Origin of the sequence: Marinoscillum sp., from assembly GCF_965229915.1 — a bacterium.
In the GTDB taxonomy this organism is placed as follows: Bacteria; Bacteroidota; Bacteroidia; order Cytophagales; family Cyclobacteriaceae; genus Marinoscillum.
The window spans coordinates 126798-143446 of sequence record NZ_CBDDJZ010000001.1; the positions used below are offsets into that span (position 1 = coordinate 126798).

At 43.6% G+C, this 16649-nt stretch carries 10 protein-coding genes; 3 read left to right on the top strand and 7 right to left on the bottom strand.

The window, feature by feature from the left end; translation table 11 throughout:
- Positions 1-16 precede the first annotated feature (16 nt).
- The 7 genes from ACO067_RS00560 to ACO067_RS00590 all read right to left on the bottom strand — a co-directional run bounded on the left by ACO067_RS00560 (position 17) and on the right by ACO067_RS00590 (position 12111).
- Complete coding sequence (locus ACO067_RS00560) at positions 17-799, bottom strand: dienelactone hydrolase family protein (protein ID WP_421869185.1); 783 nt, start codon at positions 797-799, stop codon at positions 17-19.
- Complete coding sequence (locus ACO067_RS00565; RefSeq protein WP_421869187.1) at positions 792-2141, bottom strand: glucoamylase family protein; 1350 nt, start codon at positions 2139-2141, stop codon at positions 792-794. The genes ACO067_RS00560 and ACO067_RS00565 overlap by 8 nt, the downstream gene beginning before the upstream one ends.
- Positions 2134-4119, bottom strand: coding sequence for a glucoamylase family protein (locus tag ACO067_RS00570; RefSeq protein ID WP_421869190.1), 1986 nt, complete (start codon positions 4117-4119; stop codon positions 2134-2136). Before ACO067_RS00570 ends, ACO067_RS00565 begins: the two co-directional genes overlap by 8 nt.
- A gap of 69 nt (positions 4120-4188) precedes the next feature.
- Positions 4189-5460: a LamG-like jellyroll fold domain-containing protein gene (locus ACO067_RS00575; protein WP_421869193.1), complete on the bottom strand. Its 1272-nt coding sequence runs from the start codon at positions 5458-5460 to the stop codon at positions 4189-4191.
- Positions 5461-5527: 67 nt separating this feature from the next.
- The gene (locus ACO067_RS00580) at positions 5528-7009 is read right to left on the bottom strand and encodes a RagB/SusD family nutrient uptake outer membrane protein (RefSeq protein WP_421869196.1); all 1482 of its coding nucleotides are present in this window, start codon (positions 7007-7009) and stop codon (positions 5528-5530) included.
- Between the two features lie 6 nt (positions 7010-7015).
- Complete coding sequence (locus tag ACO067_RS00585; protein WP_421869199.1) at positions 7016-10039, bottom strand: SusC/RagA family TonB-linked outer membrane protein; 3024 nt, start codon at positions 10037-10039, stop codon at positions 7016-7018.
- A 278-nt stretch (positions 10040-10317) separates the two neighbouring features.
- A complete protein-coding gene (locus ACO067_RS00590) occupies positions 10318-12111 on the bottom strand; it encodes a 7TM diverse intracellular signaling domain-containing protein (RefSeq protein WP_421869202.1) in 1794 nt (597 codons plus the stop codon).
- Positions 12112-12270: 159 nt separating this feature from the next.
- Here ACO067_RS00590 and ACO067_RS00595 point away from each other — a divergent pair, with 159 nt between their 5' ends.
- The 3 genes from ACO067_RS00595 to ACO067_RS00605 are packed head-to-tail and all read left to right on the top strand — an operon-like array spanning position 12271 to position 16629.
- Complete coding sequence (locus ACO067_RS00595) at positions 12271-13365, top strand: Mrp/NBP35 family ATP-binding protein (protein WP_421869205.1); 1095 nt, start codon at positions 12271-12273, stop codon at positions 13363-13365.
- A gap of 2 nt (positions 13366-13367) precedes the next feature.
- Positions 13368-13655 carry a NifU family protein gene (locus ACO067_RS00600; protein ID WP_421869208.1) on the top strand — a complete coding sequence of 96 codons (288 nt, stop codon included), beginning with the start codon at positions 13368-13370 and terminating at the stop codon, positions 13653-13655.
- Between the two features lies 1 nt (position 13656).
- On the top strand, positions 13657-16629 hold the full coding sequence (locus tag ACO067_RS00605) for a M43 family zinc metalloprotease (RefSeq protein WP_421869211.1): 2973 nt from the start codon (positions 13657-13659) through the stop codon (positions 16627-16629).
- Positions 16630-16649: the final 20 nt, after the last annotated feature.

Here is a 16649-nt window from a genome sequence, read left to right on the forward strand (position 1 = left end):
CCACAACAGATTTGTTTCATTCTTTTGATTTAGCAAAAAGCCACTCCATCAAACCCGGCTCTCTAAATGCCGAATCCCAACTATTGTGATTGGCCTCTTTGTACAATGTGTATTTTGCTTCCCCGCCTGCTTTGCGAATAGCAATGACCATATCGGTAGAAAATGAAGGCGGTACCACATTGTCTTGAGCTCCATGAAAGATCCACATGGGCACATTCTCCGCTATTACCTTTGCTCTGTCCAAATGAGCACCACCACAAATGGCAAAAGCTGCTGCAAACATTGAAGGCTTTCTGGAAATCAACTCAAAGGTCCCCATCCCTCCCATGGACAAACCTCCAGCATATACCTGGCTATCTTTGGTGAAAGGCAGACTTTGTATAGAGTCCATAAGAGCCATCACAGCTGAAAGCGCCACGGTCGGTTCTCCGCCTGCATCAAAGTCAAATTTCAATGGCCAGCTACTCCGATCTACTTGCACATTCGCCCAATAACTATCCTCTGGACATTGAGGAAATAAAACGATAGCAGGGTGCTTTATTCTGAAATCAGCATTTAGAAACAGCTCGCTACCATGCGTGAGTTGTTTCTGATTATCACTTCCTCTCTCTCCTGCACCGTGCAGAAACAGTAAAACAGGATAGGATGCTTTTGGACTAAATCCTTCTGGATATAGAATTTGGTAATTCAGTTGAAAGTTGTCTACCTGAAACACATTAGGTTCGAATTCAGGTGGACTGGTCTGAGCTACCGAATACCCAGCAACAAATAAAAGCACCCATGTGATTGGTTTATTCATAGCTAAAACCCAGTTTCTTCAATCCTGCCTGCACTTCTGGTGCGGACATGAACAAGTCCCAAAGTAGTCCACTGCGATAGTTTTCGATCATTACCGGAATCGGTCCCTGGTCTATCGCCAGATATCTTGGCAGATACCACTGACTGGAAATACTAAATGCATCATATGGACCATATTTTCCAATCAAACTATCTCGTTCAGGAGCATAAAGCCACTGGAGCATTTGCATGCTTTCTGTAGGCGTGTATGGAAAAGATGAAAGTGCTGCTGTAGGTGAAATAACACCCAGATCTCTGCCTGGCCGATGACCTGCATAGCCTCGCATACTATAGCTGGAGGTAAGTCCCCAGTTATTTGGTCCGTAACCTTCATAACCCTCTGGGTTCTCTACACAGTAAGCATAATGAGACTTGGCATGACTCTCATTCAATGTCCAGTACTCACCATAGCGATCCGTAAGGTTTTTAGGGTTTAATCCAAGATAAGAATAGTGTGCCCAAAATAGCGGACCAACCTTTGCCTCGTCATGCTCATAATGATTTAAGACAAGGTCATTTCCATAATAGGTCTCATTGGACTCAATGGCTCCATCAAGCGCCCAACCGCTATGATATACCTCCGGAGCAATACCATGTGTGGGTGAGGAAGCAGCTAATACATACATGATCAGACATTCATTATAACCTCCCACTGGGAAGTTCATGTCCCATCCATAGTTTGGTGACCAGTGCCAATAGAGCACATCCTCACCATCCTTGGTATGCCAGTCCCACTCCACATCTTTCCAAATAGCATCTATTCGATCAGCTATTGCTTGCTCACGATCCGTTCCATCCTGAAAATACTGCCGAACAGCCAGAAGCCCCTGCATTAAAAAAGCAGTTTCTACCAGGTCGCCACCATCATCCTTTTTGCTAAAAGGTTTGACTTTGCCTGTATCGCCGTACCACCAGTGGGGATATACCCCATGGAAACGATCTGCATTTTCTAAAAAGGTAAGTATGGTTTCAAAACGCTCCACTGCCTCAGACCTGGTGATAAACCCTCGTTCCACTCCAACCAAGATGGCCATTACTCCAAAACCAGATCCACCTGAAGTAACCACGTTTTTGTCATTACTTGGGTAAATGCCATCCATGTGGACGCGCTCTCTAGCGAGCCCTGAGGTTGGCTCGGCACCATCCCAGAAATACTGAAATGTCTGATATTGCACCTTATCCAGAAGAGAATCCTGGGGTTCACGGGTGACCGCTTCTGATGGTTGCTTTTGCTTGTGACCACAAGCGGATAGCAAAAGAACCAACAGGACCATTCCAAAAAATTGATAAGTATATTTATTCATAGGTAAAACCAAGTTTGTCTAATCCACTTTGTACTTCAGGAGCTGACATGAACAAGTCCCACAGTAAACCTGTGCGGTGATTTTCTATCATCACCACGATGGGTCCCTGATCTATTGCCAGATAAGATGATGCGGTCCATCCTTCGGTAATATTAAATGCATCGTAAAAACCATATTCTCCCCAAAGTCGGTCTCCAAGGATGTAATAAAAATGCCTGATAGCTGCCATGGATTCTTCAGGAGTGTAAGGCAAAGATGAAATGGCCGCCGTTGGAGTAATAACTCCCAGGTCGTTATCCGGTGAATGCGCATTGTAACCTTCGTGGTTATCACTGGCAGTGAGACCCCAACTATAACTAGCGTATCCAACAAAATCCTTCGGATTACTAATGCAATACGCTCGATTAATCAACGTATGATTGACATTCTGATCCCAATAGTTGGCATACTGATCTGTCAGATTACGAGGGTCGAGACCCAAAAAAGAGTAGTGAGCAAAGAAAAGAGGTCCTCCCCGATCACTTCGAAGATCCATCTGATAACCATAGTAACTGCTATTGTTACTATTTACCATGGCTCCATCCCGACTCCAACCTTTGGTATAAACATTCTGATCTATCGAATGAGTAGGCGATGCTGCTGCTAGTACGTAGACGATCAATGCTTCATTCCATCCCTGAATGGCATGGTTTTTCTCCCACTCAAAATTTGGTGACCAGTGCCAGTACAACACATCCTGACCATTTTGAGTGTACCAGTCCCACTCTATTCCTTCCCATAGTTTATTGATCGTTTCGATCATAGCTGCCTCCTGCGTATTGTCCGCATTCAGGTATTGACGCACGGTTAATAACCCCTGTGCCATAAAAGCTGTTTCTACCAGGTCTCCACCATTGTCATTGCTACTAAAAGGCACTACGTCTCCTGTAGTACCATTGAGCCAGTGTGACCAGGCACCATGAAACTTATCCGCATTGACATCTAAAAAATCGATAATGGTCTCTAGTCGATCTATCCCTTCCTGTCTGGTGATGAATCCACGCTCAATGCCCACCAGAATAGCCATGAGTCCAAATCCCGAGCCACCGGAGGTCACAGTTTCACCACTTGTATTGCGCTCACGAGTGAGCCCACTCACCGGATGTCCAAAATCCCAGAAGTATTTGAACGTTTGCTCCTGCACCTTGGTGAGTAACTCCTCATCCGATATCTCTGGAAACTTCAGCGTGGAGTCTAGCTCGGTATAAAACGGTTGCCGATAAGTAGCAAACGAATTACCTGCTTTAGATTTTAGGTTTTGTGAAATGAATAATTCATACCTCTCATATCCATTTAAAGTACTTTGGACGGATACGTCAAAAAGGGTGTCGTTTGTTAATGCGCCAATACTTATCGAGACACTTTCATCCCCACCATTAATCGATAAGTTGTTTTCTAGTTCCTCAACTGCTACAGGAGTGGTAAATGCCAGTTGAATCACTGGAGTACGGCTGACATTCAGAATTCTGTTAGAGGCTTTAGTATCAGTGCCATCAATTGCTACTGATACTATCCCCAAAGGAGTATTTATGGTGGTGAAAGAGACATTGTACCCTGAAAAAGTTTCTTTTTTCGTGCCAGTAAGTGCGTCGCTTATACTGAGTGAATATTCAGTATCTATGTCCAATGGATCAAAACTAAGCGCTACTGTTTTTTGCTCATCCAGATAGCTGTATTGAGTCTGGACTCTGTCAGAACCTTTTCGCAAGACAATCAGGGCAGGCATTTGTGTAGTGTCCAGGGCATGCGAAAAAGTCAATAAAATATTTTTGTCGTTGGGTTGGGGTTTGTTGGGATCTGAAAGCAGATTGGATGTGCCTATGCGCAAACTTACCAGCTGCATTACCTCTGGATCTGGCTCAGTGAGTTCATCTCCACAGCTGACCAAATAGATATTGAGGAAAAGTAGGATTAATAGTATGGTTGATTTGTAAGACATTGAGGAAGATAAATTACAGGGATGACCAGATGGCCATCCCTGAAGTTACGCCTAATAACTAATAAAAACTTAAGGCTTTTCTGCGTTGTAGAGTGTTGACACATTATCTGCAGTGAACGAAGCAGAGAATACTCTTACATCATCCATCAACCCTTTGAAGTGGTTGTTGTCTGGAGTATCAATTGGATTGGCCCAGTCATCTGTAACGATCCTATTCTCACTGCCTTGGATAAAGCCAAATGCAAGCTTGTTACCTGGAGCGTCATTTCCTCTATACCCCATACCAACTGTGTTGTAAAGTGGGTGTGTCTCTCCATAAAGATTGAAATCCTGGCTTTTTCTTAACTCTCCGTTGATGTATATCGCACCAATCTTAGATTCTGCGTCATACGTAACAACAAAGTGTGCCCATTTATCTTTGATGATTCCTGCAAGCCCACCAGAGCCGGATACATCTTGATCAAAGGTCCAACCTTGCCAACCTAAATCACCTTTCGTGGACCACCAAAGATCTTGTCCAGTTACTGTTCCATCCTCTAAAGTGTAGGAAGCTGCCAATTTACAGTTATTATAGTTTGGAGCTATTTCGAATTGCATTCCGTACCAAGCAGCTAGCCCCATAACGAATTGACCTCTTGTTTCATCATTGTCATTGACATCTGATCCATCAGATTTAATCCAGAAACTTAAAGTGAAATCATCGGTATTGAGTAATTCATCGGCTCCTGGAATTTCAATCAAGGTAGCATCTCCGTCAAATGATACGCTACTCTCAGCTTGGCCATGTCTATCAGCGGTGTAACTAACTGCGATGCGATTGTCAGCATTGAAAGCTCCCATCTCATCAGTATCATCACCATCAAACTTCCAATAAGCTACCTGAGCGTCAGCATTTGGAGGAGTGACTTCTGCTACACCACCAGTGCTGAAGGTTCTGCTAACAGCAGTAAACTCACCACCATCAGCTGCCTGGATCTCACCAACAGTCAGTACATAGTCAGTACCTCTTGCCAGCTCCTGAGAAGCAGTCAATGTCACTACAGCGCCATTCACAGTCACGTCAGCAGCAATACCATCTACCGCTACTGTTGTGTTGGTGGCAGTAGCTGCATCTACTTCTCTATCAAAAGTTACGTTGAGTACCAGGTCTACAGGAACACCGCTTGCTGCTGTGGCTCCATTTAAATCCACAGTTGTAGGCTCACCAGTGAGCACATCGGTACCCGTAGCTTCAATACTAACGATGGTCAATGCACTCGGGCCTTCATCCTCTCCACAGCTCATGAGTACACCAATACTGGCAACTGCTACCAGCATTAAAATTGATTTGATTGTTTTCATACTTACTTCATTTTTGGTTTATTGATTCTTACTAATTGATCTATTTTAATTGTTAAAAATTCCAGTTTTAGTATCCAGGATTTTGACCTATTCGGCCTTCCGAGATATCTACTTCCGATTGAGGTATTGGGAACAACTCATTCTTATTGGGAATGAATCCTAAAGGTCCCAGGACTTCCTCAGCTCGATCTGTCCTTACCAGATCCCAAAATCTTAATCCCTCGAAGGCAAGCTCATAGTTTCGTTCGTTAGCGATAGCCTCTCTGACGGTAGCTTTGTCCGTGGCAGTGATGTCAGGCAAGATGGTGTTGTCGCCACCGCGCGCTCTTTGACGTACCTGATTCAGATAAGTCAGTGCCTGAGCTGTTTTGTCATTCTCATTTAGTGCCTCAGCTGCCATCAATAGCACATCAGCATAGCGAATCACACGCATGTTGAAACCGAATGAGCCCTGAGTACCTTCGCCAGAGTGCCATACTTTTTGATTGTAAACTTCTATCTCCACAATCTCTCCATCTGCACGTGTAGTGTCTGGAGTAGATGCATCACCAAGCGTTTCTACTCCGTCGAGCACTTCACCTAAGAAAATGACACTGGCATCCATGCGTGGATCATCATTGGCTTGCATCATCAGAATCCATGAATAAGCTGGGCGGCCGAATCCCCATCCTCGGTTCGGTGTGCCTCTGATCGCCCAGGTGTTGGCATACTGGTTGCCACCCTGACCAAAACCTAATGGCAATGCACCCACCTCAAAGACAGATTCTACACCAAACTCATTGTCCTCACTAAAAGCATCTGCAAAATCATCTTCCAGGTCATATTGATCCGAGTTGATCACTTCCATGGCATAGGTCTCTGCATTGGTGTAGTCTCCCAGGAAGAGGTAAAGTCTAGCTAGTAGCGACTTGGCTGCCCCTTTGGTGGCTCTCCCCATATCTTCAGTATCGTAATCGCTCTTCTCCGGTAGATTATCTACAGCGAATTGCAGATCAGGGAAAATAACCTGATCGTAAATCTCTTCCGTCGCTGTTTTGCCCAGATCAAGAGGTGGGTCAGTTTCCAACACTAGAGGAACATCCCCATAACCCCGAACTAGTTTAGAGTAATAAAACGCTCGCAGAAAACGAGCCTCAGCCTCAAGACGGATTTTAAGGTTATCATCGGTAAACTCAATTTCTGGCACTTTGGTAATCACCAGGTTGGCCCGTCTGATGGCTTTATACAAGGTTTTGTACCATCGCTCGGTGGAACCTTCTGACGCTGTATGAGTGAAGTTTTCATAAGGTGCAATGGCCGTACCATCTCCAGGATTACTTCCTTTAGTCACCTGATCACTCATGATATCCAGCAAAGGAAATCCACCTGTATGAATGTTCCACTCTCGGAGAGAATTGTATATGGCATTAGTTGCCAATACTGCATCAGACTCCGATTCAGGAAAAGTTCCTGCTGTCAGATTACTCAATAGCGGCTTATCCAACGCATCCTCTTCGCAAGAGAAAAGCGTCAATCCAACTAATAATGTGAGGTATTTTAAGTTCTTCATGTCTAATTAAAATGTTAGGTTCAAACCAACGCTGTACACTTTAGTAATGGGGTAGACCCCTCGGTCAATTACCCCATCCAAAGCACTAGAAGCACCTAAATCAGGAGAGTATCCAGAAAAATGGGTAACAGTAAAAAGATTGGTACCACGTGCATAAATCCGGGCCGTTTGAATGCCAGTACCATCCAGTACTCTGTTGGGCATGCTGTAACTCACCGTGAGTGTTCTCAACCTTAAGAATGATCCATCTTCAATGAAGTAATTCGAAGGTTGAAAATTGGTTCCGCCAGCAATAGCTCTAAAATCCTCGTTGGTTGGATTTGATGGCGTCCAGTGATTGGTGTATTTCTCTTCGTAATTGAGCAACCCAAATCGCACGGCCTGCTTACCATTGTAGATATCCACGCCGGTCTGTCCCTGGAAATCTGCGCTTACTCTGACGCCTTTGTATCCCACTTCCATATTGAACCCGTAAACGAAATCCGGGATGGAGTTGCCCAGGTTCACTCGGTCATTAGCATCTATCACACCATCATCGTTTACATCTCTGTAGATCAGATCTCCAACAGATTGTCCAAACAAACTCGGAGTTGTGCTCACCTGCTCAGAAGTTTGGAATATACCAATCGCATCATAACCATAGAAAAACCCGATTGGTAAACCCACGGCAGATCTGGATACCTGCTGACCATTACCAAGATCTCCTGCAACAATCAAAGAATCCACTCCTATGTCCTGACCCAGTTTCAAGACTTCATTCTGCACCGTGGAACCCCGAAAACCTAAGCGATAATTTACATCACCGATATCATCCTGCCAGTCCAAGCTCCACTCGAAACCTCTGTTCTCAACAGATGCTACATTGTACACAATGCTTGAAAATGCCCCCAAACCTGAGTATCCAACTGGTTCCAGACTCACCAAAATATCGTTGGTCGTTTTGATGTAATAATCCAGGTCGGAATTAAGGCGTCCATTAAACATTGTCAGATTCAACCCTACATCAACCTGGGAAGTCTCCTCCCATTTCAGGTTGGGGTTACCACCTGATGAATAGCTTGCTCCAGGAATGTATTGCTCATTACTGCCAAACACCGCACCATAATCTTGGGCTATCTGAGCAAACTGTGCATCATACTGGATTTTATCATTACCAACTATCCCCCAGCTAGCACGTAGCTTCATTACATCCAGAAATGGCATCTGTGGGAAAAAGGATTCATCACTGATGTTCCACCCAAAAGCAAATGAAGGGAATACACCATACCTATTGTTAGGTCCAAATTTGGAAGATCCATCTCTACGATATGTGGCAGTAAAAAGGTATTTATCCATCAGGCTATAGTTGACCCTAAACAGCCAGGACCGAATGGACGAGTGGGCTCCCGAATTACCAATAGTTTGCAATAATGGATCACCATCTCCACTGTTCAAATACCAGAACGTCTCACCATTTCTCAATAAGTTCTGTGCTGATCCGTTTAGAAACTCTGATTTGACCTCTTGAGTGGTATAGCCCCCCACTGCGTTGATACGATGAACTCCAAATTCCTTACTGTAAGACAGAGTGTTTTCCCACAGCACAAAGCTGTTGGTACTCATTCCCTTGCTGATATCACTCGTTTCGTTTTGTTGCAGCGGAGCTACGAAGAATTCTGGAGTAAACGATGTGCTTTTGGATACCCCAAGTGAAAACTGAAAACTACTCTTAAACGTAAAACCATCGAGAAAATCATATGTGGCATACATGTTACCCACACTTTCCAAACTCTTGGTGAAACTGTTGTTGTACTCAATAGCGGCCAAAGCATTACCCCCACCGTTTACTTCTGCAAATACCCGCTCGCCAGTGTTCGGGTCAGTCCTGTACGGCTCATCTATTGGCCATGCACGCAAGGCAGTATTGACTACACCAGGCGCATTCTTTTTATCTTTCAGCGCTACAGACAGGTTTGTACCGATGGTGAGATTATTCACAATCTCATAGTCAGTGTTCAGTTTTACTGTCATTCGTTTCAAACCAGACTTTGGCAGGATACCTTCCTGACTGTAATACCCCAACCCCAGGTAGTAGTTTACTTTTTCTGCACCACCACCGAATGAAAAGGAATAAGACTGAATGGGTGTATAATCTTTGTAAATCAGATCCTGCCAGTTAACACTAGGCAGTTGATCAATGTTGTAAGGGCCAGGTTCGGTGAGGTCTATGTCGTTTACATATTGGCCAAACTCTCGACCGTTCATTACATCAATTTCATTGGCGATTACCTCCCAGCCATAGTCTGCATTGAAGTTAATCCTGGTATTTCCTTTAGAGCCCGTCTTGGTCGTAACAATAATAACCCCGTTGCTACCTCTGGAACCAAAAATAGCAGTAGCCGATGCATCTTTAAGCACCTCCACAGATTCAATATCGTTGGCATTGAGAAAGTCTAGCGGAGTTCCACCGCCGCTGGCTCCGGATACACCTTGCTCGATAATCACTCCATCCACCACGAAAAGTGGATTGTTGTTGTTAAGGGTAGTGACACCTCTTAGGCGCACTACCGGAGCTGCGCCAGGATCACCACTAGGGCTTAACACCTGCATACCTGATACCTTACCTTGCAGTGCCTGCACTGGGCTGGCATTGGGTACTTTCACCAGATCCTCAGATTTCACCGACGATACAGATCCAGTCAGATCGCTTTTACGCACAGACCCATAACCTACCACTACCACTTCGTCCAATTCTTCCAAATTCAAAGTGAGTTTGGCATTGATGGTTGTCCGGTTATTTAAAGGAAACTCCTGCGTTTCATATCCAATGTAGCTGATGACCAGAATAGACCCAGGAGAAACATTCACCTGATAGTTACCGTCATAGTCGGTAACAGTTCCGTTCGTCGTTCCTTTCTCCACAATATTAGCTCCTATGAGTGGCTCACCTGAATCAGCATCTGTCACTGTCCCTGAAACAGTTACTTGCTGGGCCATTGCGGGTGTAGCCAGCATAGCAATGAGAAAGACTTTAGTAAATAGTTTTTTCATTCCACGGGTTAAAAATTGACTTACTTGATAACGATTGCATGATGCAACTTTATCAGTTTCCCAGCTTAATTCAAAAAAAATGCAATTTTAATATCTAGGTATAATACAATATGACAGCATTTTTTTACAATCCTTTTGATCGCTCGTATATCGCTTAAATAACAAGAATAATTTTTATTCATTTCAAATAAAAACATAATTCATCTCATCCGTAACGCTTAAATAACAACAAAAATATAGGTCAAAAATTCTTCTAATAATACAATTAAAATTTTTACCTATTGAGGTAGTTCCTCTAGATTTTTGAAAATTTCGTTAAGATTTACCTTCTCATCATCATTTTTTGAATGGATGCGTTTCTTGAAATCTGATATGGTATTCTTTCTTATTCCAAGTATTTCAGAAAACTCACTAAGAGTATACTGGTCTTTGTTTAGGGTATCATACAGAATGTAAAAGGCTTTCTCCAAAGGAAACCTAATTCCATGAAAGAGTGTGTTGGTAGTTGGAGACTCCTGATAGCCACATTTACTACACCTTCTACTGTGAGGAACACTCCCCTCACTGTAGTGTTGGTTGTCACAGCGCAAACACTGATAACCAGTACCCCACTTTCGTTTACTTAGTGCAACCAGACATGCCTCCTTATCAGGAAAAACCTCTCTGAACTCCTCGTAGGAGAGCTCCTTATTCTGTAGGCGTTCACGCTGTATGGATTTAATATTGTTGCGCAAGCGGTAATTGTCCAAATCCAACAAAGAATTGATCTCAGATATCTCCTGCTTCTGAACTGATAGTAGTTCGTTTTTTTCCTTCAATTCCAATGTACGTTGTTCCACCAGTGATTCTAGACGCGCATTCATGCGATCCTTCAGCTCCGCATTTTCCTCATGCTGAGAGATGATCCGCTTAAGAGCCCGATCCCGATTGGCTTTGAGAATACGCACTCGATCACTGAGTGCGAACGAGAGGAACAGCATCTCAAATACAAAACAGATATGAAGACTATAATAGCTCAAAATATAGAATGGAATAATAGACCACATCAAAAGCGCTTTCAGAATAAATCCCAAAAACAAAAAGCCAAAAGCCACGATGAAGAATCGTGCAGGCATATACCCCCGCTGAAAGACGGAGATACTCCCTGCAAAAATGATTACCAGTGGGATCAATTCAATATTCCTAAACTGAAACAAACTGTTATCAAAAATCAGGGCATACAGGAACAGTGCAATCCGCAAACCAAGCACCCAATTGAGCACCTGATTCATCTTGGGCGAGCGAATCTTCAGGTTGAGAAACTTCTTCGAAAACAGAATCGCCCAGAAAATAATCAAGAACAGGGCTACACCATGCGCTATTTGATTCCAGGCCGGACTATTGTTCCAAATGTACTGATAACCAATACCATCTACACTGATGGCAAACAACCCGACACTCAGTATATAAAAAGTATAGTAAAGGTATTTTACCTCACGCATAGCTGAGTAGATGAGCATGTTATAAAGGGATATGATCAAGATCATTCCATAAAAAATGCCATATAAGTAATACTCGGCCAATGCATACTTCACAAACCAGCCGTAACTCCTTATTGCCACTCGAATATCAGCGTACTCATGACTCACCACCCGAAAATAGACCAGATAGTTGCCCGACTTCTGTAGCTGGATCTCAAAATTTTTATGTGCCATCGGTTTTTCGGTGAATGGCAGCATATCCCCCATTGCATAATGACTAAAAGTACTGTCAGATTCGTGCTTGATGTAGACATGCAACGAATCGATGGTCTGATCAAAAAACTCCAATAAGTACCCATTGTGGGCCTGTTCTACGATCAGCTTCAGCTTCACCCAATAGGCAGAATTGGTATTGTAGTCTTGTGGTACAAAATTGAGGTCTTTGTTGAATCGCGGCTGAAACTCAGGCTTGGAAACTTCGGAAATAGTTAAGGAGCGATCTATGTCTTCTATGAACTCCAGGTTAGTAATCTTTAGCTCTATCTCACTGGTCTCCGGTGTGATCAACACGGGTGCTGAGTAAAGCAATATGTAATAGAAGAGATGAATCATACCTGAGGCCTTTGCTCTTACAAAGATAATGAAGCCAATTTTTGAATAATCAACACCCTATCAAACCATTTTGATTCGAAACTCATTATAAGAGTGCGAGATATACCTTTGACATGGTGCGTAGCTTGATTAACATTGCACCTAAGATTGAACAACTAAATGGAAATTACCAGAGAAAACATCCTTAATGCTTTGAGTGAAGTGCAAGATCCTGATTTAAAAAAGGATTTAGTCACACTCAACATGATCCAGAATGTACAAACATCCAATGATGTCATCAAATTCACCGTAATGCTCACTACTCCTGCCTGCCCGCTCAAGGAGATAATTCGCAAAGACTGTGAAAAGGCGATTGTCAAGCATTTCGGTGAAGATGTTCAAATGGACATAGAGATGTCCAGCAATGTCACCACCATTCGAAACAATACTCCTTTACTTCCGGGAGTAAAGAACATTATTGCTGTCGCATCTGGTAAAGGTGGGGTTGGTAAGTCTACTGTAGCGGCAAACCTGGCCGTGGCACTGGCTAAAACCGGAGCTGAAGTAGGACTAATTGATGCGGATATTTTTGGCCCATCTGTTCCGACCATGTTCAACTGTGAGCATGAGCAGCCAAACGTTACCAGTGTCAATGGTCAAAACAAGATCATGCCCATTCAACAGTATGGGGTCAAATTGATGTCCATTGGATTTCTCGCTCCCCCAGACAATGCGGTAGTGTGGAGAGGACCTATGGCTAGTTCTGCACTCAAGCAGTTTCTAAGTGATGCAGTCTGGGGAGAACTGGACTATTTACTTATTGATCTCCCTCCTGGCACCAGCGATATTCACCTCACATTGGTACAGAGTGTACCCGTCACCGGAGCGGTAATAGTAACCACCCCTCAAAAAGTGGCACTTGCAGATGCTCAAAAAGGTGTCGGTATGTTTAAACAACCTCAGATCAACGTACCAGTGCTAGGTATAGTAGAAAACATGGCGTATTTCACTCCAGAGGAGCTGCCAGACAACAAGTACTATATCTTTGGTGAAAACGGGGGTAAGACGCTTGCTGAAAAACATGATGTACCTTTGCTCGGTCAGGTACCGATTGTGCAGAGTATCAGAGAGAGCGGAGATTCAGGCTACCCGGCAGTCCTCAAAGACGACATTACAGCTGAGGCATTCAATAACCTGGCCGAATCAGTCGCCCAACAAGTGGCTATCAGGAATGCAAGCCAGGCTAAAACCCAAAAAGTTGAAATCAACACCTAACTATGAACACTAAAGAGTTACATCAGCGCATTGAAACCGCCCTTGACAGCATAAGACCCTACTTAGAAGCTGATGGCGGGAATGTGAGGTTTCTAGAAGTGGATAGCAATAATGTGGTGAAATTGGAGTTATTAGGAAGCTGCGGAAGTTGTCCTATGTCTACTATGACTCTGAAGGCAGGTGTTGAAGAAGCCATCAAGCGGGTAGTACCGGAGATAGAAGGTGTAGAGGCTATCAACCTAACCTCCCCCGACGACCCCAATGCCAAGCTTCCTGAAACCATGATGTAACATGAGGGCAATATCAGCTCTGATTTTCTTTTTTTCCACATTAATTGCTGCCTCGCAAGACCGCTGTGCCACAATGCAGCTACCCCAAAATACCAAACGCACAGAGTCACCAGAAGTCTTTGAACAATGGTTAAAAGCTAAAAAACAAGAAAAAGAACTATCAAGAGGAACTGAACTTACACAAGCGGTATACCAAGTTCCTGTTGTTTTTCATGTGATTCATGATGGTAGCTCCATTGGGTTTGGATCCAATATCAGCGAAGCAAAAATCATTGAGCAAGTAGCGATCCTCAATCACGATTTCCGACGAACAAATGAAGATGCTTCGGAAACGCCAGCATCCTTCAGAAACGTAGCTGCCGACACAGAAATAGAGTTTGTATTGGCCCGACAAGACCCAGAAGGGCTTCCTACCAATGGAATCGTAAGGTTACAGGGATCCAAAAAAGTTTACGAACCAGAAGACGACAAAGTACTCATGTCTGAGAGCTTCTGGCCGCATTCGGATTATCTTAACATCTATGTTACTGATATATCAGGTGCAAACCTAGGTTACGCACAGTTTCCATTTTCAAACCTGGAGGGAATCGCAACCGAACTCGAAAATTATGCGAATACGGATGGTGTGGTATTGGACTACAAATGGGTAGGTGTGAATGAAAACACGGGGAGTTTTGATAGTTACGGTCGAACAGCCACTCATGAAATAGGCCATTACCTTGGCTTAAGACACGTCTGGGGAGATGGAGGTTGTGGATTTGATGACTTCTGTGAAGACACTCCTTTTGCTAGCGGATCTTCTACTGGATGTGACACCAACAAATTCTCCTGCGACAGTCGGGATATGATCCAAAACTACATGGACTACACCGACGATGTTTGCATGAATCTATTTACGGTCTGTCAGCGTGACCGAATGCGTTTAGTCCTGGAGCAGAGTCCAAGAAGAAGATCACTGTTGACGTCTCACGGCTTACAAGAAGCAGTGCTCACCGCCAACGATTTAGGTATCAGATCTATAGTATCCCCTATTCAGTCTGATTGCTCGGCTGAAACTACCCCGCGTGTGGAAGTACGGAATTATGGCACCAACGAGATCTCCTCATTTGAAGTAGCCTTTTACCTAAACAGTGAACTACTGGAGCAAAAGGAAAGCGCCGTACCACTAACGACTGGTGAAACCACAATCATCAGCTTTAATTCCATCTCCTTATCAGAATCTCAGGTCAATACAGTCGAGTTTGTGGTAACCGGGGTTAATGGTTTGGTAGATCAAAACAATGCAAATAACCATTTGAAGTTGATTTTAGCACCTTTCCAGGAAATTGGCATTCCTTACCTACAAGATTTTGAAAGCGATCCCGACAATTTCCGCACTACGGAAACTGGAGAACCTAGCTCCTGGATGTACCAGTCCGCGCTATACGGATCAACTGAGAATGTAGCTGCAATGGCTCCATTTTATCAACAAAGTGCCAATTTTGGAGATTGGGATATGTTATTGACCCAGTCATTGGATCTTAGTGGACTTACATCTGCCCAGCTATCCTTTAAATACGCCTATGCACCTCGCCTTCAGGAAGGCACCAACAGTTATTATTTGGATGGCTTACTGATTGCTGTTTCTACAGATTGTGGAAATAACTTTTCACGAAAAGACATAGTGTACGAACGCTATGGCAATTCGCTGCAAACAACCGATCCCGTCAGTACTAGCTTCTATCCTGTCAGCAGATCCTCCTGGGATGAGGTTAATCTGAATATCACTCGCTATGCAGGTAATGATCAGGTGCAAATAGCCATCATAGGAATCAACGGAGGTGGTAACAACCTGTTTGTAGATGATGTGGAAGTGAGTAATCTCAATCTACTTGGCTTTGATATGGGTATCAAGGAAATCAAAGATATACCGGTGGTAAGCTGTGACCTATCTGCCAATCCAATCATGGAGATCAAAAACTACGGCTATGAAGATATCAATGAAATCACCTTGTCACTTTCAGCAAATGGGACGAGTACTGAAATCGTCTACGATAATCTGGACCTGGAATCTGGAGAGACCAAGGATATTTCAGTCAACATCAGCGACTATCTGGTCACCGGTAGCAATGAGTTCTTCTTTGAAATCACCCAACTCAACGGAAGAAATGATCAACGCAGTTCTAATAATTCATACCGCTTTTACTCATTAATCGAGGAGTCGGAAGATGTTTTTCCTGATCAGGAAGATTTCTCCAATCAAGAATGGACTACTTTCTCACCCAATGGTACCAATCAATTCAAATCATTGGCAATCAGAGGAGATACTGTGCTCTACACCGACAACTTCAACAGTACAGCCCTCACGCAGAGTTACCTGGTTTCTCCCACATTGGGTACATCAGGGCTAAGCGAGGCTTCCATGCAGTTTAAATACTCTTATGCCCAGCGATTGGGCAATAATGATAACCTAAAAGTCCTGCTTTCACTCAACTGCGGACGAACGTATGATATCGTACTCCTTAGTCTAAACTCGGAACAGATGGCTGTAACTAACAGCAGTGCTGAGTGGCAACCAACAGAACCAGAACATTGGAAGTCACAGTACATAGATCTTACCGAGTATGTCAACTGGCCAGACTTGCGTTTCGCTTTTGTATTTACCAATGGCAATGGTAACCGACTTTTTCTAGATGACATCAACCTGTACAAAACGAATGACCCAGCAATTCCCGATCTTGATGCTCTGATGACTACTGTTGCCGTCTATCCAAACCCAGCTGTAAATCAGTTCTCCGTTTCGTTCAATTTCTCAGAGAAAAAACAAGTTTACATTCAGCTAGCTGACATAAGTGGTCGTTTAGTCTTCAAGGAACTGTTCTCCAATATACTCAATGACAAAATCTCCTTTCAGGCACCTTCGCAAAGTGGCTTCTATATTTTGAATGTCATAGGAAGTGGAGTGAACCAGTCGAAAAGAATCTATATCAGGTAGGAGAATATTCAAATCCCATT

What these genes read in the sequence shown, in the direction of transcription:
- ACO067_RS00560 (WP_421869185.1), bottom strand. Translation starts at nt 799, where the DNA reads ATGAATAAACCAATCACATGGGTGCTTTTATTTGTTGCTGGGTATTCG.
- ACO067_RS00565 (WP_421869187.1), bottom strand. Translation starts at nt 2,141, where the DNA reads ATGAATAAATATACTTATCAATTTTTTGGAATGGTCCTGTTGGTTCTT.
- ACO067_RS00570 (WP_421869190.1), bottom strand. Translation starts at nt 4,119, where the DNA reads ATGTCTTACAAATCAACCATACTATTAATCCTACTTTTCCTCAATATC.
- ACO067_RS00575 (WP_421869193.1), bottom strand. Translation starts at nt 5,460, where the DNA reads ATGAAAACAATCAAATCAATTTTAATGCTGGTAGCAGTTGCCAGTATT.
- ACO067_RS00580 (WP_421869196.1), bottom strand. Translation starts at nt 7,009, where the DNA reads ATGAAGAACTTAAAATACCTCACATTATTAGTTGGATTGACGCTTTTC.
- ACO067_RS00585 (WP_421869199.1), bottom strand. Translation starts at nt 10,039, where the DNA reads ATGAAAAAACTATTTACTAAAGTCTTTCTCATTGCTATGCTGGCTACA.
- ACO067_RS00590 (WP_421869202.1), bottom strand. Translation starts at nt 12,111, where the DNA reads ATGATTCATCTCTTCTATTACATATTGCTTTACTCAGCACCCGTGTTG.
- ACO067_RS00595 (WP_421869205.1), top strand. Translation starts at nt 12,271, where the DNA reads ATGGAAATTACCAGAGAAAACATCCTTAATGCTTTGAGTGAAGTGCAA.
- ACO067_RS00600 (WP_421869208.1), top strand. Translation starts at nt 13,368, where the DNA reads ATGAACACTAAAGAGTTACATCAGCGCATTGAAACCGCCCTTGACAGC.
- ACO067_RS00605 (WP_421869211.1), top strand. Translation starts at nt 13,657, where the DNA reads ATGAGGGCAATATCAGCTCTGATTTTCTTTTTTTCCACATTAATTGCT.